This is a genomic window from Micromonospora sp. NPDC000121 (assembly GCF_042899165.1).
Lineage (GTDB): Bacteria > Actinomycetota > Actinomycetes > Mycobacteriales > Micromonosporaceae > Micromonospora.
Window position 1 is genome coordinate 267,330 of sequence record NZ_JBIAZP010000003.1, and the last position, 24,129, is coordinate 291,458.

Here is a 24,129-nt window from a genome sequence, read left to right on the forward strand (position 1 = left end):
GAGCCAGTTGGCGGGATCAAATCGATTGTCATCTTGACGGGAGGGGCGGGATGTGACGTAGTGGATCGAGCGGTCCGGATCGATATCGGTCGGGCCGCTACGGTCTGTGATGTCTAGGAGGCTTGTCCGTGTCTTTGTCCCGCCGCCAGTTCCTGTCCCGCTCGGTCGGGGCCGGTCTTGCCGTGGCCGTGGCCGGTTCGGTCGAGGCCCTGTTCACCGCGGCACCCGCGCTGGGGGTGTCCGGCCCGGAGGTCGGGTACGGTCCGCTCGTGCCTGATCCGGCCGGCATGCTCGACCTGCCGGCGGGCTTCCGCTACACGGTGCTGTCGCGCGAAGGCGCCGTCCGGCCGGACGGTGGTGTCGTGCCGAGCCGGTTCGACGGTATGGGTTCCTTCGCCGACGCGGCGCGCGGCACCCGCCTGGTCCGTAACCATGAGTGCTCGCCGACCGCGAAGATCACGGTCGTGGCTCCGCCGGAACGTACGTACGACCCGGCCGCTGGCGGCGGGACCAGTACGCTCGCCGTCGACGCGTCGAACCGCGCCGTCTCCGAGCACGTGAGCCTGGGCGGCACGGCCATCAACTGTTCCGGCGGCCGGACGCCGTGGCACACCTGGCTGACCTGTGAGGAGACCGAAGACAAGGCGGGCGCCCGCGGGTACACGAAGGACCACGGGTTCATCTTCGAGGTCGACCCGTACGACGATGCTCACAACACCGATCCGACACCGCTGACCGCGATGGGCCGGTTCCAGCACGAAGCGGTCGCGGTCGACCCGTACACCGGCATCGTCTACGAGACCGAGGACGCGTTCGTGGCGCCGCTGGGCAGCTTCTATCGCTTCCTGCCGAACCGGCCGCTCGGCGGTCACGGGAGCCTGCGGGCGGGCGGCGTGCTGCAGGCTCTGCACGTCCCGGACCTGCCGGACCTGTCGGTGGTGACCGAGGCGGGCACCTCCTTCTCCGGCGTCGAGTGGCTTGACGTGCCGGACCCGCTGGCGACGACGGAGTCGGTGCGTGCCCAGGACTACGGCAAGCCGATCACCGGTGGGTACAAGATCGAGGGTGCCTGGTGGGGGGAGAAGGACGCCTGCGCCTACTTCGTCTCGTCGTTTGCCCGGCGTGAGTTGGGCTCGGCCCGCGACCACGACGGCCAGGTCTGGCGATACGACCCCCGAGCCAACACGTTGCGCCTGGAGACCATCTTCACCCGTCCCACGCCGGCGCCGGAGAGCCCGGAGTTCGACGCTCCGGACAACATCTGCATGTCCCCGTACGGGGGCCTGATGATGTGCGAGGACGGGATCGGGGACCAGCACATCCTTGGTACGACCGCCGACGGCGAGGTGTTCGTCTTCGCCCGTAACCGGGTCAACGTCGGCACCGCCGATGACCCGGAGTACGGCGAGCTGGCCGGCGCCACGTTCTCCGCCGACGGCCGGACCATGTTCTTCAACGTCTACAACCCGGGCATCACGTACGCCGTCACCGGCCCCTGGAACCGCCGTCAGGGCTGACTGTGGGCATGGCGAGGTCGGCTCAGCGGTGGTGAGCCGAAGCTGGCAGCGGCGGGCGTGACTCTGGGTCTGATCGGCTTTGTGTCTCCGAGGGGACTTGTCCGCCTGCTGCTGCCCGCACCGGCCCGGCGGGAGACGTTGGCCTGATCAGGGAGCTGACCCGTCAGGCGTGTCTCATCACAGGGCCGACGAGGTGGAGGCCGTTGCGCGGCGGCGTACCCGCTCTGCGGCCAGCGCGTGGGTTGCTCCTGCCTACGCCGCCGCCACACGCAAACGGCCGGCCCGCGACGGGTGGTGATCACCGACACGTTCCGCCGGGGGCAACTCTCCTCTCACCGGAGGGTAGGGTCAGGGCGCGTCGGAGCGCGGCTGATGCCTTCGCCCTCGACGGCAGTGCGCTGAGGTGAGCGACGACGCCCACCCGCCGGATCGACAGAGGTCTCGACCGGCGACGAGTCTTCCGGTGTTCCTGGTGGGGCGCCTGCGCGTGCCCTGGTGGCGTGCGTACCGATCGGAAATGAGCTGTATGTCTTCGCTGTTGTCGGCGGTTCGCCGTCCGGGTCTGTCTCGTCCGTCGTGGCTGTCGCCGCGGGTGCTGCGTACCGAGGTCCTCGCCGGCCTCGTCGTCGCGCTCGCGCTGATCCCGGAGGCGATCTCGTTCTCGATCCTGGCCGGGGTGGACCCGCGGGTGGGGCTGTTCGCGTCGTTCACGATGGCGGTCACCATCGCGTTCTGCGGTGGACGCCCGGCGATGATCTCCGCCGCGACGGGGGCGATCGCGCTGGTCGTCGCGCCGCTGGCCAAGGAGCACGGTCTCGAGTACCTCATCGCGGCGGTCATCCTGGGCGGGCTGATCCAGGTGCTGCTGGCCGTGCTCGGGGTGGCGAAGCTGATGCGGTTCGTCCCGCGCAGCGTGATGGTCGGATTCGTCAACGCCCTGGCCATCCTGATCTTCGTGGCGCAGGTCCCGCAGTTGATCGGCGTGCCGTGGCTGGTGTATCCGATGGTCGCCGTGGCCCTGACCATCATGGTGTTCCTTCCCCGGGTGACCACCGTCGTGCCCGCCCCGCTGGTGGCGATCGTGGCGCTGACGGTGTTCACCGTCGTCGCGCACGTCACCGTGCCGAACGTGGGCGGCGAGGGCAGCCTGCCGGACAGCCTGCCCACCTTCGGCCTGCCCGACATCCCCTACACCCTGGACACCCTGCGGCTCATCGCCCCGTACGCGCTGGGCATCGCCCTGGTCGGGCTGATGGAGTCGCTGATGACCGCCAAGCTCGTCGACGACATCACCGACACCCGCTCCAACAAGACCCGCGAGTCCTGGGGACAGGGCGTGGCCAACATCGTCACCGGATTCTTCGGCGGCATGGGCGGCTGCGCCATGATCGGCCAGACGATGATCAACGTGAAGGCGTCCGGCGCACGCACCCGCCTGTCGACGTTCCTGGCCGGCGTGTTCCTGCTCGTGCTGGTCGTCGCCCTCGGTGACGTCGTCGCCGTCATCCCGATGGCGGCCCTGGTCGCCGTGATGATCATCGTGTCGGTGTCGACGTTCGACTGGCACAGCATCGCCCCCGCGACCCTCAAGCGGATGCCATGGGGCGAGACCATCGTCATGGTCTCCACCGTCGCCGCCACGCTGATCAGCCACAACCTCGCGATCGGCGTGATCATCGGCGTGCTCGCCGCCATGGTGATCTTCGCCCGCCGGGTGGCGCGCCTCGCCGAGGTCACCAGCGTCCTCGACCCCGACGGCGGCACCCGCATCTACTCGGTGCACGGCGAGCTGTTCTTCGCCTCCAGCAACGACCTGGTCTACCAGTTCGACTACGCGAACGACCCCGACCGCGTCGTGATCGACCTGTCGGCCGCGCACATCTGGGACGCCTCCTCGGTGGCCGCCCTGGACGCGATCACCACGAAGTACACCGCCCGGGGCAAGACCGTGGACATCGTCGGGCTGAACGCACGCAGCGCGGCCATGCACGACGCCCTGGCCGGGCAGCTCAAGGCTGGCCACTGATGACCGGGCACACTGATGCGATGACAGGACGGCACATGCAGATCGGCGAGGCCGCCGACCGCGTCGGGCTGAGTATCCGCACCATTCGCCACTACGAGGACGCCGGCCTGGTCACACCGTCGGCCCGCAGCGACGGCGGGTTCCGCCTCTACACCGAACCCGACCTCGACCGGCTGCGCGTGGTGAAACGGATGAAGCCGTTGGGCTTCACCCTGGAGGAGATGCGCGACCTGCTGCAGATCCTCGACGCACTCACCGACAACGCCACCACCAGCGACGAACGCGTCCTCCTGCGCGACCGGCTGGCCATGTTCCACGCCGCCGCCCAGGCCCGCGTGCAGGCGCTACGCGACCAACTCGCCACTGCCGAGGGCTTCGCCGCCCAGATCCAGGAACAGATCGACCGACACAATCCCTGACACCGCGTCCGCCCCGAGGGACACCGGGACGGACATACAACTAACGACCTGTGCACCGACCGGGTCGAGCACCGCGACGGCGGTGACGCGGGGTATTTCAAACAAGGTGGCCCGTGCAACAAGGAACACCAGAATCAGCACGTCGGAGACCTACGTCCAGGCCTCGGTGCAGCCAGGTGAACAGTGTTCGTCCGAGCGCATTGGTGCCGAGAAGGTCGCTGCGGCGGTTCATGATGAGCGCGGGGCGCCGGTGATGGCGTGGATCTCCACCAGGACTACCGCCGCGCGTGACGGCGCGCGCTGGGTCACTGTTCAGCCGGCTGGGTTGGGATGCTCGGGGGGTCGTTGCCTGGCGTGACGTTTGTCGAGTGCGGCGACGAGGAGGAGGGCGAGGGCGGCGAGGCTGGCGGCCGTCAGCGGTGGAGTGTGGGACAGCAGCGGGGTGGGGATTAGCAGCAGCGTGATCCCGATGATCCGGCGGCGGGACACGCGGGTGAAGACGAGGTATTCCAGGCGGGCTCGGCCGGCCAGGAAGATGACCGGCCCGCCCGTGATCATCGTCAACCAGGGCGGGTAGGTGTAGCTGGTGTGCTGGTGCTGCACCAGGTCAAAACCGATCGCGGTGGCCACGATGCCTAGCACCATGAGAGCGTGGGAGAAGCCGACGTGCCGTCCCCAACTGGCAGGGTGGTGGCATTTGTCGAGGGCCTCGCCGAGTAGTGCTCCGGCGCGGAAGAAGTAGATGCGCCAGAGCAGTACCGTCGTGGCGAACGCCACCAGTAGTCCGAGCGTCTCGTAGAGGGCGCGTGGGCCGGAGGTGTAGACGCTCCCGACGGCGAGGATGCTCTCCCCGAGGGCGATGAGCAGGAACTGGGGATACCGGTCCGCGAGGTGATGGCCGCCGGCCTGCCACACGGTGGCCCGCCCCTGTCCCAGGCCGGGCACCGGCCACCCCAGCCGAGCGGCACCCAGGTCGAGCACCACCGCCGCCGTCCACAGCGCCACCCGAGCCCCGCTGTCGGTGAGCGCGCCGGCGATCCAGCCCACGGCGGCGATACAAAACCAGACCAGGATTCGCGAGTACAGGCGTCGCAGGCTGTGCGAGCCGAGACCGAACGCTATGACAGCCACCCGGGTGACCTGCACCACTACGAACGGCAGCGCGAAGGCCAACCCGTCGCGTCCGAACGCCTGCGGGATCGCCGTGCCCATGATCAGCAGCCCGAGGGCGCTGCCCAGCACCACCAGCTGCGTGCCCGCGCGTCTCGGTTCGAAACGGCTGGTGATGTAGGCCGTCATGGTCCACAACCACAACAGCGGCGCGAACAGCAGCAGAGTGCGGCCGATGTTCGCCCACCGCTCGCTGAAGCTGTGACTGTCGAACCCAGGTACCGCCTGCTCGACCAGCCGGGTCAACGCGAACACCATCACGAGGTCGAAGAACAGCTCAACGAACGTGGCCTGCTGTCCGCTGCCCTCCTCCCGCAGCATCCCCGTAGCCCGACCGCCGCCACGTCCCCGCCAGCCATCCCGTCCCCACACACGAACATCACACCTCAGATGGGGGGTAGGAACCTATGGTTCCCCGGCTCGGCACGGGAACTCACCGGCCAGCCCGAAGCTCGGGTGTCTGGGCTGCGTCATCTCGTCCTCCTCGCCCTCGGACGACGGACAGGCGGCCTGATCTTCCTTATCGACGCCGGTCGGTGGCAGACCGGTGTGGTGGTCTGTCTCGCTGTGTCTTGCGCTCGGAATCGCCGGAGGCGGCGGAACGCTGGTCAGCCAGGTCGCCGGGGCTGCTGTCCGGCAGGGGTGGGAGGTCGGGTGAACGCCTTGTCGTGGGACGTCAGGCGGTCGCGTGGTCCGGCCGCGCGAAGCACCACGTCGAGGACGTGGTCGGGGTTGGCGGCGTAGCTTGTGCTGAACCAGGCCATGTTCGCCTCCACCACGGCCCAGTGTTCGTCGCCGCGGTCGGCGTTGCTGGCGAGACCGACGTCGACGACGACGGCGCTGGGCAGCCTGTCGGCGCAGGCGTCGAGCAGGCTGGCGGCGAACTCGAGCACGGCGGCACCGTGTGCGCAGGCGTCGAGGGGGGCCGGGTCGAGCCGGCCGTTGGTGGCGTAGCGGCTGGCGGCGTGCACCGTGGCGTCCAGGACGAACAACCGGTACTCCGCCAGGAACGTCACGATCTCGCTGACCAGCACTGGAGTGTCGGCCGGGTAACGCTCGTTACCGGGCAGGCGGGAGCCGTCGGCGTAGACGCCAGCCGTCAGGATCTTGTCCCGGGGCGGCTTGACGAACATGGGCGTACGGGACCAGCGGGCCTCGCCGAGGGTGGTGAGGGTGATGTCGCGGTGGGTGTACTCGTACGGCAGCTGCGCCAGCCAGCCGTCGGCCGGTTCGAGCAGGGCCAGGTCGAGGTCCGCAGCGAGCGCGCCAGCAAAGTTGGGCCCGCCGTAGAGGTGCCCGCCGACGGCACGCCGCAGCCGGGCCGGCACGACCGGGCCGGACAGTTGCTCCACTGCCAGGCCTCGTTGCCGGGCCGATTCGGCAAGCAGTTCGGCGGTGCGGTCGAGCCGTGGAGGCAACATCAGGAAGTCGGCGACCGGGGCGGCGATGGTCATGCCTCACGATTCTGACGATCCGCCACCCTACCGTCGCCTGGATTATCCTCGCGGCAGCAGACAGCGAGGTTCCCCCCGGCGAGCCGGCGCGACGGCGGGCTTCAGCCGCGCGACGCCCAGACCAGCGAGGCCCCAACCGGACTCGGACGGACTGCCTGGGTTGTGGCCGGACGCCGTCCGGGAAGGTAGGCCGGCGGCAGGGTCCAGCCGAGATCGATCCCGCACACGCGGGGGCCGTCCCCGACATGAGCGTCGCCTGCCTCTCCCCGGACATGACTTCGAGGGTTAGATCGCCGAGCGCACCAGGCGCTCGAATGATGTGACGTGGGCGCGGGCGCTGTCTGCTGCGGCCTGGGCGTCACCATCCATGATGTGAGTCAGCAGCGCGATGTGTTCGGTGATGTGCTCGCCCACGTTCGCCAGTCGGTCGGCCACCATGCACCAGATCCGTGTCGAGAGGTTCCCGTATCTGGTGAGCGCCTCAGCAAGATGGCCATTGCCGTTGGCGGCATAGATGCTCCGATGCACCTCGCGATCGTGCCGCAGTAATCCACTCACTGGTGTGCGGTCCAGATCGAGTGCCCTGAGCTCCTCGATCAGGCTTTTCATCTGCCCGCGCCCATCGGGTGTCACGAACTGTGCTGCCCTCGATGCTGCGAGCGGCTCAAGCTCCGCGCGGATCTCAGAGATCTCCGCCAAGTCGGTCAGGTTAACTGGCGCCGCAAACGTCCCTCTGCGTGGGAACACCGTGACCAGACGTTCCGTCTCTAGCCGCTTGATCGCCTCTCGCACGGGCGTTCGTCCAACACCGAGCTCCCGACCGACGAAATCGTCATCGATCGGAGCGCCTGGCGGGATCTCCAACATGACAAGACGATCACGCAACATCCTCGTCGCATAGTCAGCAAGCGACTCGCCAGCCCCACCAGCGTTCGGCTGACCAGGAGACGCGCCCCGCCCAGCTTGATCGCTCATCTTCGCTCCTCACCACCTGTCGGATGCTTCAGCATGGCGGAGCTGAGCGTCGACCACTCACGGAGGTGGACGTGGTCTGGGGTGAGCTGCCGTTCGCTGCGCAGGGCCCGCTACTGCTCCACTGGTTCCACTCCGCGCTCGTGCCTTGGGTCTCACATGCCCGGACCCGGCGCGTACCAGCCGTTGACATGCGATAGATATATCAGATGAGTGGCAGGGTGTGAGCTGCTCGGGAAGTGCCCTGTGTCGGTAGCGGGTTGTAGGGGAGCGATGGAAGTGACGGTCCGTGCGGCTGTGACTGAGCAGCCGGCGGCAACGCGGACGGCGACCCGTGGAGTGTTCGCCTCGGTCGCGGCGTCCGTGCTGTTCGGGGTCCTGTTCCTCCTTCCGCCGTTGCTTGAGTCTTTGAGTGGTAGCGAGGTGTTCGGCTGGCGAGTCGTCCTGACGCTCCCGGTCGTCGCCGCGATCTTCGCGGCCACCGCGCAGTGGCGTGATGTCGTCAACGTGACCTCGCGCATCCGACGCAGACCCCCGCTCGCCTTCGCGCTCTTGTTCGATGGGCTCCTGCTGGGGGTGCAGCTATGGCTGTTCGGTTGGGCGCCAAAGTCCGGACATGGGCTCGACGCCGCTCTCGGCTACCTGCTGCTGCCCCTGGTCATGGTCGTCCTCGGCATCCTCGTCCACCGCGAAAGACTTTCAGTCATGCGAGGTGCAGCGGTCGGGGCCGCCGTCATCGGAGTCCTCGCCGCGCTGATCCTCAAGGGTGGCCTCTCCTGGGTCACGCTCGTGGTGGCCCTCGGCTACCCTCTCTACTTCACACTCCGCAGGCGCTGGCGACTGGACAGCAGCGGCGCCTTGTGCCTCGAACTCGTAGTCCTCGTGCCTGTCGCGGCTTGGCTTCTGACGGCGGCGGATGCATTCGCAACGCTCATGCAAACCCCAGTTCTCCTTCTCGCTGTCGTGCTTTTGGGCCTCGTGAGCGGCGCCGCGCTCGTGCTTTATCTCGCAGCGAGCCGCGTCCTTCCATTCGGCCTGTTCGGCCTCCTCACCTACCTCGAGCCCGTCTTGCTCGTCGTGATCTCGATCAGCCTGCTCGGTGAACACGCCACACAATCGGACGCTTTCATTTACGGCCCGATCGCGCTCGCGCTCGCTCTGCTCGCCATCGAATCCACCCGAAAACGCCCTTTGGCGCGATCGAAACACCTCGCCTCGTGAGCGCTCGTCGAAGAAAACCCCTTCAACGGTCTGAGTGGCTGCCGGGGTGTGAGATTCGCAGGTTGTCCGTTCGTCAGTCGTACTCAACGCGAGTCTCTCGACGGAAGAGGCTGCGGCAGGCCCACCCGGAACGCCCTGAGTCACGCCCCAAGGCGGGAAGTGGGTCAGCAGGCTGTGGCGGGCTTTTTGGTGGGGTCGGCCGAGGTGGCGCCGTGAGTGGGGCGGCGGGTCAGGACCTGGGGGCCGGAGGCCGTGATGGCGACTGTGTGTTCGGAGTGGGCGGTGCGGGAGCCGTCGGCGGAGCGGATCGTCCAGCCGTCGTTGTCGAACTTGATTTTGTCGGTGGAGCGGCAGAACCAGGGCTCGATGGCGATGGTGAGGCCGGGGTCGAGTTTCAGGCCGCGGCGAGCGCGGCCGTTGTTGGGGACGTGTGGGGCCTCGTGCATGGTGCGGCCGATGCCGTGGCCGCCGAACTCGGCGTTGACGCCGTAGCCGTAGGAGTGGGCGACCTCGCCGATCGCGGCGGAGATGTCGCCGAGGCGGCCGCCGGGCTGGGCGGCGGCGATGCCGGCTTCCAGTGCGACCTCGGTGGCCTCGATCAGCTTCAGGTCGGCCGGGTCGGGAGTGCCGACGATGACGGAGAGCGCGGAGTCGGCGACCCAGCCGTCGATGCTGGCCGCCATGTCGATGCTGAGCAGGTCACCGTCGCGCAGAACATAGTCGTGCGGCAGGCCGTGCAGCACCGCGTCGTTGACCGACAGGCACAGCACGTTGCGGAACGGGCCGCGGCCGAACGATGGGGCGTAGTCCCAGTAGCAGGATTCGGCGCCGCGTTCCTTGATCCGGCGGCGGGCGTGGTGTTCGAGGTCTAGCAGGTTGACGCCGACGGCGGCGACACCGCTCAGCTCGGCGAGCAGCTCGCCGACGAACTGGCCGGTCACCGCCATCCGGCCGATCTCGTCGGTGGACTTGAGCTCGATCACGACAGTCTCCCTCCCCGGATGCGGTATTTCTATACCGGCATTTTTATACCACGTCAGGTTGGGATGCTCCGGAGGGATATCCTGCTCGCATGGTGCGCCAACCACTCACCGCCGAACAGATCGCAGCGGGCCAGCGCCTCGGAGCCGCCCTCCGGGCCGCGCGGGCCGGCCGTAGCCTCGTCGAGGTGGCCCTGGCAGCCGGCATCTCCCCCGAGACGCTGCGCAAGATCGAGGCGGGCCGCCTTCCCGCACCGGCGTTCGGCACTGTGGTCTGCCTCAGCCAGGCCCTCGACGTCCCCCTCAGCGACCTGGCCGACGTCTGGCTGGCCGACATGCCCATCCGCCAGGCGTCCTAAGACCAGCCGGCCTAGTACTCAGTAGGAGATCCGTTTCAGGCTTCGTGAGGGCCTGGCGGGTGTAATGGCTGGTCCAGGCGGCGGCTTGATGCCTGCGCCGGAAGAGGGACCAGGCGATGACGCCGGCGACGCCTTGGGTGATCCGTGTACGGACATCATCAGCACCAGGCAGCCTGCCAGGCGTGGTCAGCGCACCAGCCCAGGTGCCCTCACCTCGACGACTCCTGCGCCGCGTCAGCGGTGTGAGCCTGTCGTTCGCCCGTGGCAAGATCTGCCAGGTGCAGATCGGGATGCTCGGACCGTTCGAGGTCCGCACGGACGGCGGCGTACTGGCCGACGTGCCGGGCGCGCGGTTGCGCGGGCTGTTGGTCGCCCTCGCGCTCAGGCCAGGTCAGGTAGTCCCGAAGGCGACACTCGTCGACTGGATCTGGGGTGAACACCCGCCGGCTGACGCGGCGAACGCCCTGCAACGCCTGGTTTCTCGGCTGCGCAAAGTGCTGCCGGAGGGGCTGGTCGAGGGGCAGACGGACGGCTACCGGTTGACGGTGGAGACCGACGCCGTCGACGCCGTACGGTTCGAACGTCTCGTCGGCCAGGCCCGCGACGGCGAGGGCCCGCAGCGGGTACGGCGGCTGCGCGAGGCCCTCGCGTTGTGGCGCGGTGCGGCCATGCAGGACGTCGTTCTACCTGACAGTACGGCGTTCGACGCGGCGGTCACCCGGCTCGAGAGGCTACGCCTGACCGCCATGGAGGATCGGTTCGACGCGGAGGTCAGCCTCGGCCACGGCGCGGAGCTGGTCGCCGAGCTGACCGACCTGGTGGCCGCCCACCCGGTGCGAGAACGGCTCGTCATCGCGTTGATGCGTGCCCTTGCCGTGGCCGGCCGCGACACCGAGGCGCTGCTCGTCTACGACCGCACGAGGGAGGCGCTGGCCGACGCGCTGGGCGTCGACCCCTCACCAGAGCTCTCGGCATTGCACGTCGCGCTGCTGCGGGGCGAGTGGGGACGGCGTGAGGAGAACCGGAAGGCCAATCTGCGTGCCGAGCTGAGCAGCTTCATCGGCACGGACGAAGCTGTCGCCGCGGTCGGCGCACTCGTCGCCGAACACCGGCTCACCACCCTGATCGGGCCGGGCGGCTCGGGGAAGACCAGGCTGGCCACGGAAACCGCGCGCAGGCTGCTCGACGACCTGCCGGATGGCGCCTGGCTGGTGGAGTTCGCCGCCATCGGCGCCGACGGTGACGTGGTGCAGGCGACGCTCGCCGGGCTCGGCCTCCGGGACGCTCTGCTCGGCGAGGCACCGCACAGGGAGCTGATCGACCGGCTCATCGCCGCGGTCCGCGAGCGGGACGCGCTGTTGATCCTGGACAATTGCGAGCACGTGATCGAGCCGGCGGCGACGCTCGCCCATCGGCTGCTGGGGAAGTGCCGGCGGCTGCGGATCCTGGCGACGAGCAGGGAACCGCTCGGCATCACCGGTGAGGCGCTGTGGCCGGTCGCGCCGCTGGCCCTGCCGGACGGGGACGCCGGCCCTGGCGAGATCGAGTCCTCTCCCGCCGTCCGGTTGCTGCGGGACCGGGCGAGCGCGGTGCGCACGGATCTCGCGGTCGACGCCCACACGTTGTCGACGATGGCGCGCGTCTGCCGGGCGCTGGACGGGATGCCGCTGGCGATCGAACTGGCGGCGGCCAGGTTGCGCACCATGTCCATCGACCAGCTCGCCAACCGGCCCGACGACCGGTTCCGCCTGCTGACCGGTGGCAGCCGCACCGCGCTGCCCCGGCACAGAACCCTGCGCGCGGTGGTCGACTGGAGCTGGGAACTGCTGACCGACGCCGAACGGACGGTCCTGCGCAGGCTCTCGGTGTTCTCCGGCGGGGCGAGCCTGGAAGCGGCCGAGCGGGTCTGCGCCGACGACGCGGTCGAGCGGGAGGAGGTGCTCGAGCTGCTCACCGCGCTGGCCGAGAAATCGCTGCTGGTCGCCGAGGATGACGCCACCTTGCGCTACCGCATGCTCGGCACGATCAAGGAGTACGCCGCGCACCGGCTCGCCGAGGCGGGGGAGTCGGACCTGGCGCGCCACGCGCATCTCGCATACTTCACCGAACTCACCGAGACCGCCGAGCCGCAGCTTCGCCGTGCCGACCAGCCCTCTCAGTTCGGCGGGGTCCCTGGGGACCGTACGTCTCAAGGCCCATCCACAGGTCACACCCGCCCGGCCAGTCCGCATTCAGCCCGCAGGAGGCTGACGGGCGGCGGGGGAAGCGGTACGCCGGCCCACCGCGGCCTCGGCCGCGAGGCTGAAGGGCCTACGACTGTCCGACGAGGAGGGCGCGATGACGGCTCCACAGCCACTGTAGGTACTGCTGTGCCTCCGCCGGTGTGGCGAGCCAACCGTTGTTCATGTAGGTGAGGATGCGTTTGACCTCCCCGGGTACGAGGTCGTAGGCGGTCGCTCCGCTCTCCGGGACGGGTGTGTCCGGGGAAACGGCCACGGGGAGCGGGATGACGGGAAGGCGTACGCCACTCCTGGTGAAGGCCTTGAGGACCGTGAGGTAGACGCGGGCCAGGTGGTAGGGGGAGACGACGAGCGCGAGGCTGGTGATGCCGCGGGCTCGGGCCTGGTCGGCGATCCAAGCGGCCTGCAGGCCGGTGTTGGGAGCGGGCTCGGATTGGAGGCAGAGCCCGTTGACGCGACGGAGACCGAGGCTCCGCAGGTAGTCGAGCGTGATCCTGACATAGGTTCGTTCAGCCGGGTTCCCGTTCGCCACCAGGAGATGACGGATTCGCGGGTTCGCCTCCCAGCTACGTATCGCATGAGTGAGGCGCCACTCTTCGCCCTGACCGGTGGCTACGACGAGTGCGTCCACGCGGTCGGCGGCTGACTGAGGCAGGGTCAGGATCACCGTCAGGGCCTTCATCACCTCCACGAACTGGCCGGCTGCGAAGCCGGCGAGATCCTCTTCACCCACGACCCGAGGGGTCGCTCTGCCGGGATTCACCGCCCGGCCCGCGTCGCTGTCGGAGTCGGTGCTCACCACCAGGGGCGCCAGGTCGTCGGGTGGGGGGAGGGCGGCCATGCGGGCGATCTTTCCAGCCCCGTTCCACCCTCGGCCCGGTGAGACACGGCCTAGTTGTCAAAGGGCGCTCAGCGAAGCGGAGGATCCGTCGCGTCTGCGTCGCGTTGACGAGCGCGAAGATCAGCAGGATCAGCCCCGTGGTGGCCCCGACCTCGCCGAACCAGAGGTGCCCGGCCGACCGGTCCGGAGCCGACCGTGGCGGTGACCAGCAGGGCGGTGCCGACGAACTCGGCCAGCAGGTGCCGCCGAAGTGCGCTGGCCATCTCCACCGGACTGTCAAGCGCGTACGGCAGTTGTTGACGTCATCGCCGGGGAAGGGCAGCAGCGCTGGTGGCAGTGGCTCGTGCCGTGCTGCCAGACGTCGATGTCAGGGCGATGAGGGTTCGGGTGCGGGACGGCATTGTGGATACCGACCTGAGAGACTACTTTCGAAACATGTCTCTCACGAATCCGTACGGAGATGTGGAGCTGACCGCTCCGCAGGCGCTGCGGGCATTGGCTCATCCCGTACGACTGGCTTTGCTCGATCGGTTGCAGCGACACGGCCCGGCTACGGCCACCCAGCTCGCACCGTACGTCGGTGCCACGCCGTCGGTGGTGAGCTGGCACCTGCGGCACCTCGCTTCCTTCGGTCTCGTTACCGACTGGGATGGCGCGACGAGTAAGCGCGAGCGGTGGTGGCAGGCGGCAGGTAAGGGCTTTCGGTTCACCATGCCCGACGATGCAGAGGGCCAGGACGCGGCGCGGCAGTTGCGCGCCGAGATGTTCGCCCGATCCGCAGAGGCACCGTTGCAGTGGTCACTGCGGGACGAGCCTAGGCTGAGCCCGGAGTGGCGAGCCCTGGCGGGGATGGCCGACACCCAGTTCGTCGTCACCGAAGACGAGTTGCGGCAGCTCGAAGAGAAGATCGAAGCGCTGCTCGCGCCATACGTACGGCGCAAGGGCGGCCAGTCGCCGGACGGCGCGCGGGTCGTCAGGATGCTGCGCTATCTGCTGCCCGATCCCGGCGACGACCCGGCGCCGTCATGACGGCCACCAGCACGGCGCCCCTGCGCGGCAACCGACGGTTCCGGACGTTCTGGATCGGCGAAACCATCTCCAACTTCGGCGACCGGATCAGCGAACTTGCCCTGCCGCTGATCGCTGTCACCGCCCTCGCCGCGACGCCCGCACAGGTCAGCATCCTCACCGCGCTGATCTGGCTACCCAACCTGCTGGGCATGTTCGTCGGCGCGTGGGTAGATCAACGGACCCACAAGCGCCGTCTGCTGATCGTGGCCGACCTGATCCGCGCGGCGGTGTTGCTCAGCCTCCCGGTGGCCTACCTACTGGACGCGGTCACGCTGACCCAGCTCTATCTGGTGGCCCTGCTCACCGGGGCCGGTGCGGTCCTGTTCGGCATGGCACGCCAGGCGTTCTTCGTCGCCCTGGTCCCGCCGTCGGCCTATGTCGAGGCGAACAGCAGGCTGAGTCTGAGCCGTGCGGCCTCGTTCGTGGCTGGGCCGGCCCTCGGCGGCGGCCTGGTCCAAGCCCTCACCGCCCCGGTCGCCGTCCTCGTCGACGTGGTGTCCTTCCTCGGCTCCGCGCTGTTGATCGGCCGGATCCCGGTGACCGAGGCCCGGCCCGCCCCAACGCGGTCATCGACGCTGGGCCTGGTTCGCGACGGACTTGTCCTGGTGCTGCGTCATCCGGTGATGCGCGCCGCTCTCGGCTGCACCAGCACGGTCAACTTCTTCACCCTCATGGCCAACGCGCTGCTCGTACTGTATGCCAGCCGTGAGCTTGGTTTGTCGGCCGGCGCTATCGGCATCGCGTTCGGCGGCGGCGCGGTAGGTGGGCTGGCTGGTGCGGCATTGGCACCCCGGGTCTCGCGCGCCATCGGGCTGGGCCGCACCGCGATGATCGGAGTGGTTCTCTTTCCCGCTCCCTTGGCGCTGACAGCGTTCGTGTCCGGCCCGACCTGGGCCCGAATCGCTGCGCTCGCGGCTATCGGGACGGTCTCCAGCGTCGGTGTGATGCTGATGGACGTCAACCTCAACGCCCTGCTCACCTCGGTCACGCCCGACGACGCGCGGGGGCGCCGGGCGGGCGCGTACAGCGCCGTCAACTACGGGATCAGGCCGCTTGGAGCGCTGGTCGGCGGCTGGTTGGGCACCACCATCGGCCTGGGACCGACGCTCGTCGTCGCCGGCCTTGGCGGTGTCCTCGCCGTGCTGTGGCTCCTCGCCTCGCCGGTGCGTCACATCGCCACCATCGACGAGGCGGCGATTGGCACCCCGCCTGGCGAGGTGCGGCAGGGCGAGCCACCGCCCGGCCCGCACAATCGACCAGAACCTCCTCCTGCATCAGCTGGACCAGCTCACCGCGATGAGGGGGCGTCTTCCGAGGCAGGACCCCGTGCCGCTGCGCCGAATGGATCTGGAGCGGGAAACGTGAGGTAGATGCTGCTGCCATCGGGAACAGCAGGTGCAGCGCATCGCACCACGAGTGGCACTGTCTCGGCGCCGCTGATGGCGCGAGGTGGCAGGGTCAGCGGATTGTGGCGGTGAGGCGTTGCAGGGCGGCGTGAGCGGGTGGGCCCCAGGTGGGCTTGCCGCCGGGACGGCCGTGGACGCCGTCGTCGCCGATGAGGATGCCGCTGAGGGCGCGTACGATCGCCCAGCCGCGGGCGCGGCGCGTGGTGGCGGTGTCCGGGGCCGGCTGGTAGGCGGCGTAGAAGTGGTCGGTGGTGTCGTCCGGTAGCAGGAGCCACACGGCGGCGAGGTCATATGCAGGGTCGCCCGCGCAGAGGTCGCCGAAGTCGATCACGCCGCAGAAGGTGCCGTCGGCGGTGAGGACGTTGGCCGGGTGCAGGTCGGCGTGGAGCCATAGCGCCGGGCCCGTCCACTGAGGCGCGGTGACCGCGTCGTGCCAGACGGCGCGGACGGCGTCCGGGTCCTTGATCAGCCCTCGTGCGGTGGCGGAGGTGAGCGCCTTGGCGCATCCCTCGGCGTGGTCGGTCAGTGGCCCGCCGCGGTCCCGGCCTGCGGGCGCGCCGTTGGGGGCGGGTTGGTGGAGAGCCGTCAGGAAGGTGGCCATGGATTCGGCCGCGTCGGAGGCTCGCGTGACGGGGGTCCGGTCGGCGGGTGTGCCCGGAACCCAGGTGGTGATGAGCCAGGGCCGAGGGAACCGTTCGGAGGGCTCGCCGAATCGCTGCGGGACGGGGATCGGCAACGGAAGGCGCGGGGCAAGCGTGGGCAGCCAGGAGTACTCCTTGCGCAGCAGCGCGTCCGCTGACCCGGTCGCCCAGGGAAGCCGGACGGCCAGGTCGTCGCCGAGCCGCCACATCTGGTTGTCCCACCCACGCGCGCCCAGCCGAACCGGGCGATCGGCGAGGTCGGGGTGCTGGTCGCGTACCAGATCCCGGACCAGCTCCGCGGTGATCTCGATCTCGACGTGGGCCATGCGGAGCAACGGTAGTCCTGCAGCGCCGCCTGTTCACCCCGCAGCGGAAGGTGCCCTCCTCTTGCGGCATCGAGAGGGAGGTGAACCGGACCGATCAAGGCCAGGCGGGTACGAGCAGGTGAAACCCGACCCGCCGTTGCGCTGGCTCAACCGCCGGCCCCGTTCTGCGCCCGCCCATCATGCCGACGCTCGCCGCCGGCGTCGACGCCGTACCGGGGCCTGGCCTGCGACACCGAATTGTCACAGATGACCCTCCGCGCGTACGCCGAGAGGGTTGATGTGGGCCCCGCCACGCGCGACGGGTGTCAGTCGCGCGGGCGGGAAGGCGTGGCGCGGATCGCGCCTACGCGGCGTGCTGCGCGCCCGCCACGGCGGAGGTGGCGAGGTCGGACTTGGGCAGCGGCCGGCCGGCGGCAACGGCCTCGGACCAGGTCGCGGTGTCGGCGACGGCGGCGAAGTTCGAGTTGAGCAGTGCCAGCAGGGTGGTGTGGACCGTCTTCGCGTCGGCGAAGCCGGCCTCGTTTGCGATGTTGATCGCGCCGGTGGCGTCGGAGAGGACTTCGGCGGCCAGGCCGTGGGTCTCGGCCTCTGCGGCGGATGCCAGCACGCAGTTGTTGATCATGTAGCCAACGAGGGTGATGGTGTCGATGTCGCGTTCCCGCAGCCAGGCGAGGAGGTCGGTGCCGGCGAACACGGTGCTGTACTGCTTGACGACGGACTTCCACTCGTCCGTGCGGCGGCTTTCGACCTCAGGGTGCAGCTGGAAGCCGGGCTGGGTGGGGTTGAACACGGGTGCGTCCTCGCCCATGGTGTGCTGCACGGCGACGACGGGAACGCCCGCGGCGGTGGCCGCGTCGATCGCGTACGTGATCTGCGGCAGCGACTCGGCGTGGGGCGGGTACTGGATCTCCAGCGGGCCGCTGCCGAAGTAGTCCTGCTGCACGTCGATGAGGATGAGTGCGCGGCGATGGGTGGTCATGGCCTGTGCTCCTTGGTCTCGTTGCCGCCGACTTCGCGGGCGACGCATCGAGTCTGCGGGCTGTGAACCGCGCCGGCCATTGGCACGCGTGCAGCGTTACGATGGATTCGTGCCAACCTCCGAGAACGCGCTGCGGATCGCCGTCTACGCCTTCGACGGCGTCACCATGTTCCACCTTTCTGTGCCGCAGTTGGTCTTCGACGAGGTCGCGCGACAGGGCCTGGGCAACTGGGAGACGATGCTCTTCTCGGACCGCGCTGGGTCGATTCGTACCGCCGAGGGCTACACGCTCGGCGAGGTACGGGGCCCTGCGGCGGCCGAGGAGGCCGATGTCGTGGTCGTCCCTTCCTGGTTCGAGGACGGCCGTACTGCCGGGCCGGCGCTCCAGCGAGTTCTGACGAGGGCCCACAGCCGCGGCGCGACGGTCGCCGGGCTGTGCCTCGGGGCCTTCGCCGTCGCCGATACGGGCCTGCTGTCCCGACGCGCGGCCGTGACGCACTGGCAGGCCGTCGACATGCTCGCCGCCCGCCACCCCGATGTCGACATGGATGCCTCCGTTCTGTACATCGATCACGGGGACGTGCTGACGTCCGCCGGAACTGCCTCGGCGATCGACGCATGCCTGCACTTCGTTCGCAGCAGGCTCGGTGCGGCGGCGGCCAACCGGGTGGCGCGCAGTCTCGTGGTGGCCCCGCACCGTGAGGGCGGGCAGGCGCAGTACATCGAACGACCGCTACCTCCGCACTCCTCCGACGACCCGATCGCCGGAGCGCTCGAATGGGCGCTGCGGCACCTGGCAGAACCCCTCACGGTCGATCGGCTGGCCGCCGTCGCGCACATGAGCCGGCGCACCTTCATCCGAGCGTTCCAGGCTTCTACGGGCGTCACTCCGGCCGTCTGGGTCAAGCGTCAGCGTCTCGACGAGGCCCGTCGTCTGCTGGAGTCGACGGAACTGTCGGTCGACCAGGTCGCTGCCGCGTGCGGCTTCGGCAGCGGCGTCACGCTGCGGCAGAGCTTCGCCGCCGCCTTCGACACCTCGCCGTCGGAGTACCGCCGACGGTTCGACGCCCGTACCGCGGACAGCCCTGCGGGAGGCTCCCGCTCGTAGCGCCGAACGGCGTGGCCCGAATCCACGTGCTGGGTGCTCACGTCTGAAGGGGGCGAGACGGGCTCCCGGCGTACCCGTACCTACGTCGTCGCCGGATCGACCTCCGCCGTGCCGGTGATCCGGTCCCACGCCGGGATGGGCAGGGCGATCACCGCGGCCGGAAACAGCCCGTGCTCCTCGTTGTCGATGTGCCGGTGCAGCCGGTCCAGGGCGGCGAGCACGGCGGGCCAGTCCGGGGCCGTCCGGTCCACCGCACCGAGCACGCCGTGGATGTCGTCGTGTTCGGCGCAGAGCTTGTCGACGGCCTCGGCCAGGCTGCCCTCCTCGCGCAGTTCGACGAAGAGGCCGGTCTCCTCGGTCGTGGTGTGCGGCAACAGTAGGGAGAGCAAGGCGTCCAGGGCGGTCAGCCGGTCGTCGGCCTCGGTGAGGATGGCCCGGCGGAGCTCGCCGGCCGCGTTGGCGATCTCGTCGTGCTCGGCCGACAGCCGGCCGATCAGCGGGAAGTCGCGGCAGCCGCAGTAGTTGCACATGTTCTTCTCCCTGTCTCCTCCAGGTGCGGTTCGATCGTTCACCCGGTGCGGCATGGCCAGCCAGGCCGAAAGACCCGCCGGCGCCGGGACGCTGGTCACATCGCCCCGGCGTCCCGCAATCCGTCGTCGCGCCGGTCAGCGGGGTGCGGGCGGCCGGCTCAGCCGGATCTGCCACACCTGCGGGCCGTGCTGCAGCCACTCGGTCGTCACCGCGCCGCCGTAGCGCTGGTCGATCTCGGCGAGCAGCGGCCGGGGCGCGTGCGGCGCGACCAGGACCAGCGCGTTACCCGCCCGCAGCCCGTCCAGGGCGGCGAGCACGGTGGCGTGCCGCTGCCCGTGCGGCAGGTCCCGGACGTCCAGCCGGGGGTCGATGCTCAGCACCGGTGCCGCGCCCGCGCCGGCCGGGGCGTCCCCGCCGCAACCGCAGGAGCCGCCGCCGCATCCGCCCCCGGCGGCCGGCGTTGCCGTGCCCAGCAGGTCGTGCATGCCGGCGAGCAACCCCGCGAGCGAGACGTCCGCGGCTTCGACCAGTAGCGGTACGACCAGGTGGTTCTCCTTGTCGAGGTGTACGGCGAACAGCGCGGCGAGTGCGCGAGCGGCCGCTGCCGCGGGCACCGCGCGGGTGTGGACGGCCAGTTCGGAGACGAGCCCGACGATCGCCCTGTGCTCACCGAGCATGCCGTCGACGAGGAGCTTTCCCTCGGCGAGTGCCGCCGCGGCGGGGTAGAGGGCAGCCTCCTCAGCGTGCGCGTGCGGCAGCAGCTCGGCGTGCAGCCATCGGACGAGTTCGTCGCGAGCATGCATCGCCTCCGCGTCGTCGCCGCGGCCGGCTGCCTCCACCAGGTGGTTGGTCAGCGTTCCGAGGGTGGTGGCGAGTGCGGCGTGGTGTCGTACGACCGCCTCGGCCGCCTGGCGGTCCGCGGTCGCTTCCGACTGTGACATGGCGCCCTCCCGGGTTTTGATGCCGTTTGACGTTGTAACGTTAACTATCGTGAAAACCCGTCGAGAAGGGCCGGTTGGGAAGACAATCGACACTCCCCGCCGCCAGGCCCTCGGCATTCAGAGCCGGGTGGCGATTCCCAACCTCGCGCGGCTGTCCCTGCCACCGGCATCGTCCGGCTCGGACCGGTCATGACCACGCCCCGGTCGACGCCCGTCGCCTGGCGGCTGCCAGCCCTCGCCGCTGGCGGGGTCGCCCTGCTCACCGGTCTGTACGCGGCCCTGCTGCTGCTTGGCACCCGGGTACCCGCGCCCCCGGGGCAACTGGCGGAGGTGCACGGACCGCTGATGGTCCTCGGCTTCGTCGGGACCCTGATCGCCCTCGAGCGGGCGGTGGCCCTGGGCGACCGCTGGGCCCTGCTCGCGCCGGCCTGCTCCGGCGGCGGCGCCCTGCTGCTGGTGCTCACCGGGCCGAGCCTCGCCGCCCGCCTGTTGCTGATGGCCGCCTCGGTCCTCCTGCTCGGCGTCTACCGGCAGATCTGGCGGCGTCAGCTGGGCGTCGCGCTGCTCGCCCAGGCTGCCGGTGCGCTGGCCTGGTACGCCGCCACGCTGCTCTGGCTCGCCGGACTCACCGTGGCCGAGATCGTGCCGTGGCTAGCCACGTTCGTGGTGGCCACGATCGCGGGGGAACGCTTCGAACTGGCGCGTGTGGCGCTGCCCCCGCGCGCCGGTCGGTGGTTCCTCGGCGCGCTGTCGGCGTTGATGGCCGGCGTGACCGCCACCGCCGTCTGGCCCGGCGTCGGCCCGTACCTGTTCGGCGCGGGACTGCTCGCCGTGGTGGCCTGGCTCGCCGTCTTCGACGTCGCCCGCCGCACCGTCCGGAGCCGCGGTCTGCCTCGGTACGTGGCGCTGGGCCTGCTCGCCGGCTACGCCTGGCTGGGACTGGCCGGCCTGCTCTGGGCCGGGGCGGGCGCCAGCGCTGACGGCCCCCGCTACGACGCCACCCTGCACGCCGTCTTCCTGGGGTTCACCATGTCGATGATCTTCGTGCACGCCCCGGTGATCCTGCCGGCCGTGCTGCGCCGGCCCCTGCCGTACCGGCGCCTGCTGTACGCGCCGTTGGCGCTGCTGCACGCCTCCCTCCTGGTGCGGGTCGTCATCGGTGACGCCCTGCGGGTGCAGCCGGTGTGGCGTGGCGCCGGCGTGGTCAACGTCCTCGCGGTCCTCGCCTTCGTCGGCCTCGCGGCGGTGTCTTCGCTGCGACCGCCCAGGAACCGAGACACGTCGCCGACCCGACCCGTTCCGGTCGCGGTCAGGTGATGGCCGTGACGGACCGAGCGACCACGCCGTCGACGGGCACCGGCCGGGCCGGCTGGCACCGGCGGGTGACCGCCCTGCCGATGGCGTACCTGGCCGGACTGGTCGTCCTCGCCTTCAGTCATCCGTTCCTGCCCTCGTGGCGTTGGCTGGCGATCCACCTTCTCCTGCTCGGGGCGGTGACCAACGCGATCGTGGTGTGGAGCGCCCACTTCACCGTCGCCGTGCTGCGCGCCCCGGCGCCGCCGAACCGCCGCGGGGAGACGGCACGTCTCGCCGTACTCAATGTCGGCGTGGTGGCGGTGCTGGTCGGCGCCCTGGTTGGCCGGCCGTGGGTGGGAGTCGCCGGCGCGGCCCTCGTCTTCACCGCGATCGCCGCCCACGCCCACTGGCTGGCCGGCCGCCTGCGCGCCGCACTGCCCGGCCGCTTCATCGTCACCGTCCACTACTACCTCGCGGCGACCCTCGCCATCGGTATCGGCATCCCGGTCGGAGCCTGGATGCTGGTGGTGGACGACGCCACTCGTCCCCGGCTGACGCTCTTCCACGCCCACGTCAACCTGCTCGGCTGGGTCACCCTCACCGTCCTCGGCACGCTGCTGACGCTCTGGCCGACGGTGCTGCGCGCCCGGATGGCCGCCGGCGCCGCCCACGCCGCCACGCTCGCCCTGCCACTGCTGACCACCGGACTCGTCCTGCTCGGCGTCGGGCTGCTCGCCTGGTGGCGTACGGTCATCGGGGTCGGCCTGGTGATCTTCGTCCTCGGCGCGCTGACCGCGCTGCGCCCCGCCGTCACCGCCGCCCGCGCCCGGCCGCCCGCCTCCTTCGCCGCCTGGTCGATCGCGGCGGCCGCCGGCTGGCTGCTCGTCGCCCTCGCCGTCGACACCGCGACCCTGCTCACCAGCACCGGACCGGAGATGGCGGCGGACCGCTTCGGGATCGTGCTCGTCCCGTTGCTGGCCGGCTTCGTCGCGCAGGTCCTCATCGGGTCGTTGAGCTACCTGCTGCCGGTGGTCCTCGGTGGCGGGCCGGGGCCAGCGCGGCGCCGCATCGCCATCCTCGACCGCAACTGGCCGCAACGGGTGGCGATGGCGAACGGAGCCCTGGTGGTGTTCGCCCTGCCGAGTCCCCCCTTCGTTCGCATCACCACCTCACTGTTGATCCTCGCCGCGCTGGTGCAGTTCCTCGTGCCGGCCGTGCGGGTCCTACTCGCCGCGCGGAGGTAACCGTGTCCGGGCCCGACCCCACCACGCCGATCCGCCCCCTCGGTGGCGTCGCCGTCGGCCTCACCCTCGTCCTGATCGCCGTCCTGATCGGCGTCGCCGGCCAGCGGCTCTCCACCGCACCGGCCGGTGCCGCCACGACCGCGACCGGATCCGTGCCGGCCTCCGGGCGCACCACCACCGTCTCCGTGGTCGCGCAGGGAATGCGGTTCCAACCGGACCGGATCACCGTGCCGAGCGGCGACCGCCTCGTCATCGAGGTGACCAACCGTGACGACCGCCGCCACGACCTCGTCCTGGCCACCGGCCAACGGACCTCCGCCATCGGCCGCGGGGCGACCGCGCGCCTGGACGCCGGCGTCATCGGCGGACCGGTGGCGGGCTGGTGCTCCCTGCCCGGGCACCGCCAAGCCGGCATGACGCTGACGATCACGACCACCGACGCGCCGGCCGGCGCCGGGCACGACAGCGGGCACACCACGCCCGGCGCGGAGGCGCCGCGCGTCGACGCGATGGCTGCCCCCGCGGCGACCTTCACCGCCCGGGACGCCGCCGCGCCGACCGCCCCGCCCGGCCGCCTGCACAAGCGGGAACTGCGGGTGCGCGAGGTCGAGCGCGAGGTCGCCCCGGGCGTACGGCAGAAGCTCTGGACGTTCGACGGCATGGTCCCCGGGCCGGTGCTGCGAGGCAAGGTCGGCGACACCTTCGAGATCACCCTGATCAATGACGGCACCGTCGACCACGGGATCGACTTCCACGCCGGTGCGGTCGCCCCGGACGAGGTGATGCGCCCGATCGACCCCGGGCAGCGGTTGACCTACCGGTTCACCGCCACCCGGGCCGGCATCTGGATGTACCACTGCTCGACCATGCCGATGCTGCACCACATCGGCAACGGCATGTACGGCGCGGTGATCATCGACCCGCCCGACCTGCCCAAGGTCGACCGGGAGTACGTCCTCGTGCAGTCCGAGCTGTACCTCGGCGGCGACGGCGAGCCCGGCGATCTGGCGAAGATGCAGGCGGAGCGGCCCGACGCCGTCGTCTTCAACGGCTACGTCGCCCAGTACGCCCACCGGCCGCTACCCGCGCGGGCCGGCGAGCGCGTCCGCGTCTGGCTGCTCGACGCCGGCCCCAACCGGGACAGCTCCTTCCACGTCGTCGGCGCCCAGTTCGACACCGTCTACCGCGAGGGGCGGTGGGAGAGCCGGCCGGCCGACCCCGGCGGGGCTCAGGTGCTTTCGCTGACTCCGGCCGCCGGCGGCTTCGTCGAGATGGTCTTCCCCGAGCCCGGGCACTATCCGTTCGTCAGTCACGCCATGGTCGACGCCGAACGCGGTGCCCGGGGCATCTTCGAGGTGACGCCCTCCTGACAGTTACCGCTGCGGCG

At 70.2% G+C, this 24,129-nt stretch carries 20 protein-coding genes and 2 pseudogenes; 12 read left to right on the forward strand and 10 right to left on the reverse strand.

Annotation, left to right across the window (positions count from 1 at the left end; all coding sequences use genetic code 11):
* The first annotated feature begins 128 nt into the window (after nt 1–128).
* From ACFY23_RS11800 to ACFY23_RS11810, 3 genes are all read left to right on the forward strand, one after another.
* The gene (locus ACFY23_RS11800) at nt 129–1,517 is read left to right on the forward strand and encodes an alkaline phosphatase PhoX (protein ID WP_350677384.1); all 1,389 of its coding nucleotides are present in this window, start codon (nt 129–131) and stop codon (nt 1,515–1,517) included.
* A 526-nt stretch (nt 1,518–2,043) separates the two neighbouring features.
* Nucleotides 2,044–3,543, forward strand: a complete 1,500-nt coding sequence (locus ACFY23_RS11805; protein ID WP_350677382.1) for a SulP family inorganic anion transporter — start codon at nt 2,044–2,046, stop codon at nt 3,541–3,543.
* A 20-nt stretch (nt 3,544–3,563) separates the two neighbouring features.
* Complete coding sequence (locus ACFY23_RS11810) at nt 3,564–3,962, forward strand: MerR family transcriptional regulator (protein ID WP_350677380.1); 399 nt, start codon at nt 3,564–3,566, stop codon at nt 3,960–3,962.
* A 312-nt stretch (nt 3,963–4,274) separates the two neighbouring features.
* Here the strand turns inward: ACFY23_RS11810 and ACFY23_RS11815 are convergent, their stop codons facing one another.
* From ACFY23_RS11815 to ACFY23_RS11825, 3 genes are all read right to left on the reverse strand, one after another.
* Nucleotides 4,275–5,453, reverse strand: a complete 1,179-nt coding sequence (locus tag ACFY23_RS11815; RefSeq protein WP_350677378.1) for a low temperature requirement protein A — start codon at nt 5,451–5,453, stop codon at nt 4,275–4,277.
* 287 nt (nt 5,454–5,740) lie between these two features.
* A complete protein-coding gene (locus ACFY23_RS11820) occupies nt 5,741–6,586 on the reverse strand; it encodes an ATP-grasp domain-containing protein (RefSeq protein WP_350677375.1) in 846 nt (281 codons plus the stop codon).
* A gap of 285 nt (nt 6,587–6,871) precedes the next feature.
* The gene (locus ACFY23_RS11825) at nt 6,872–7,561 is read right to left on the reverse strand and encodes a GntR family transcriptional regulator (protein WP_350677373.1); all 690 of its coding nucleotides are present in this window, start codon (nt 7,559–7,561) and stop codon (nt 6,872–6,874) included.
* Between the two features lie 270 nt (nt 7,562–7,831).
* Between ACFY23_RS11825 and rarD the strand changes: the two genes are divergently transcribed.
* Complete coding sequence (gene rarD, locus ACFY23_RS11830; RefSeq protein ID WP_350819436.1) at nt 7,832–8,779, forward strand: EamA family transporter RarD; 948 nt, start codon at nt 7,832–7,834, stop codon at nt 8,777–8,779.
* Nucleotides 8,780–8,943: 164 nt separating this feature from the next.
* On the opposite strand, the gene map is transcribed toward rarD, so the two are convergent.
* Nucleotides 8,944–9,762 (reverse strand): type I methionyl aminopeptidase, encoded by an 819-nt coding sequence (map, locus tag ACFY23_RS11835; RefSeq protein WP_350677369.1) that lies wholly within the window; start codon nt 9,760–9,762, stop codon nt 8,944–8,946.
* A gap of 89 nt (nt 9,763–9,851) precedes the next feature.
* Between map and ACFY23_RS11840 the strand changes: the two genes are divergently transcribed.
* On the forward strand, nt 9,852–10,118 hold the full coding sequence (locus tag ACFY23_RS11840; protein WP_089011556.1) for a helix-turn-helix domain-containing protein: 267 nt from the start codon (nt 9,852–9,854) through the stop codon (nt 10,116–10,118).
* A gap of 278 nt (nt 10,119–10,396) precedes the next feature.
* Nucleotides 10,397–12,272: pseudogene (locus tag ACFY23_RS11845) on the forward strand (BTAD domain-containing putative transcriptional regulator); the annotation flags it as partial.
* Between the two features lie 156 nt (nt 12,273–12,428).
* Here ACFY23_RS11845 and ACFY23_RS11850 read toward each other — a convergent pair.
* On the reverse strand, nt 12,429–13,199 hold the full coding sequence (locus ACFY23_RS11850; protein WP_387038474.1) for an ElyC/SanA/YdcF family protein: 771 nt from the start codon (nt 13,197–13,199) through the stop codon (nt 12,429–12,431).
* Between the two features lie 182 nt (nt 13,200–13,381).
* Nucleotides 13,382–13,462, reverse strand: a pseudogene (locus ACFY23_RS11855) (aquaporin family protein); the annotation flags it as partial.
* Nucleotides 13,463–13,634: 172 nt separating this feature from the next.
* On the opposite strand from ACFY23_RS11855, the gene ACFY23_RS11860 reads away from it, so the two are divergent.
* Both ACFY23_RS11860 and ACFY23_RS11865 read left to right on the forward strand, forming a co-directional pair.
* Nucleotides 13,635–14,228, forward strand: a complete 594-nt coding sequence (locus tag ACFY23_RS11860) for a helix-turn-helix domain-containing protein (protein ID WP_350677366.1) — start codon at nt 13,635–13,637, stop codon at nt 14,226–14,228.
* A complete protein-coding gene (locus ACFY23_RS11865) occupies nt 14,225–15,640 on the forward strand; it encodes an MFS transporter (RefSeq protein WP_350677364.1) in 1,416 nt (471 codons plus the stop codon). The genes ACFY23_RS11860 and ACFY23_RS11865 overlap by 4 nt, the downstream gene beginning before the upstream one ends.
* Nucleotides 15,641–15,728: 88 nt before the next feature.
* Here the strand turns inward: ACFY23_RS11865 and ACFY23_RS11870 are convergent, their stop codons facing one another.
* Nucleotides 15,729–16,643, reverse strand: coding sequence for an aminoglycoside phosphotransferase family protein (locus ACFY23_RS11870; RefSeq protein WP_350677362.1), 915 nt, complete (start codon nt 16,641–16,643; stop codon nt 15,729–15,731).
* Between the two features lie 343 nt (nt 16,644–16,986).
* Entirely contained in the window at nt 16,987–17,622 is a 636-nt protein-coding gene (locus tag ACFY23_RS11875) for an isochorismatase family protein (RefSeq protein ID WP_350677360.1), read from the reverse strand.
* Between the two features lie 88 nt (nt 17,623–17,710).
* Between ACFY23_RS11875 and ACFY23_RS11880 the strand changes: the two genes are divergently transcribed.
* Nucleotides 17,711–18,730 carry a helix-turn-helix domain-containing protein gene (locus ACFY23_RS11880; RefSeq protein ID WP_350677464.1) on the forward strand — a complete coding sequence of 340 codons (1,020 nt, stop codon included), beginning with the start codon at nt 17,711–17,713 and terminating at the stop codon, nt 18,728–18,730.
* Between the two features lie 80 nt (nt 18,731–18,810).
* Here ACFY23_RS11880 and ACFY23_RS11885 read toward each other — a convergent pair whose 3' ends face one another.
* Together ACFY23_RS11885 and ACFY23_RS11890 are read right to left on the reverse strand one after the other, a co-directional pair.
* Nucleotides 18,811–19,260 (reverse strand): hemerythrin domain-containing protein, encoded by a 450-nt coding sequence (locus ACFY23_RS11885; protein ID WP_350677358.1) that lies wholly within the window; start codon nt 19,258–19,260, stop codon nt 18,811–18,813.
* A 135-nt stretch (nt 19,261–19,395) separates the two neighbouring features.
* Entirely contained in the window at nt 19,396–20,202 is an 807-nt protein-coding gene (locus tag ACFY23_RS11890; RefSeq protein WP_350677355.1) for a DUF2249 domain-containing protein, read from the reverse strand.
* A 189-nt stretch (nt 20,203–20,391) separates the two neighbouring features.
* On the opposite strand from ACFY23_RS11890, the gene ACFY23_RS11895 reads away from it, so the two are divergent.
* From ACFY23_RS11895 to ACFY23_RS11905, 3 genes are read left to right on the forward strand one after another with little or no spacing between them, the layout of a single operon-like run.
* Nucleotides 20,392–21,519 carry a hypothetical protein gene (locus ACFY23_RS11895; RefSeq protein WP_350677353.1) on the forward strand — a complete coding sequence of 376 codons (1,128 nt, stop codon included), beginning with the start codon at nt 20,392–20,394 and terminating at the stop codon, nt 21,517–21,519.
* A gap of 5 nt (nt 21,520–21,524) precedes the next feature.
* Nucleotides 21,525–22,742 carry a hypothetical protein gene (locus tag ACFY23_RS11900; RefSeq protein WP_350677350.1) on the forward strand — a complete coding sequence of 406 codons (1,218 nt, stop codon included), beginning with the start codon at nt 21,525–21,527 and terminating at the stop codon, nt 22,740–22,742.
* A gap of 2 nt (nt 22,743–22,744) precedes the next feature.
* A complete protein-coding gene (locus tag ACFY23_RS11905) occupies nt 22,745–24,112 on the forward strand; it encodes a multicopper oxidase domain-containing protein (protein WP_350677347.1) in 1,368 nt (455 codons plus the stop codon).
* Nucleotides 24,113–24,129 lie beyond the last annotated feature (17 nt).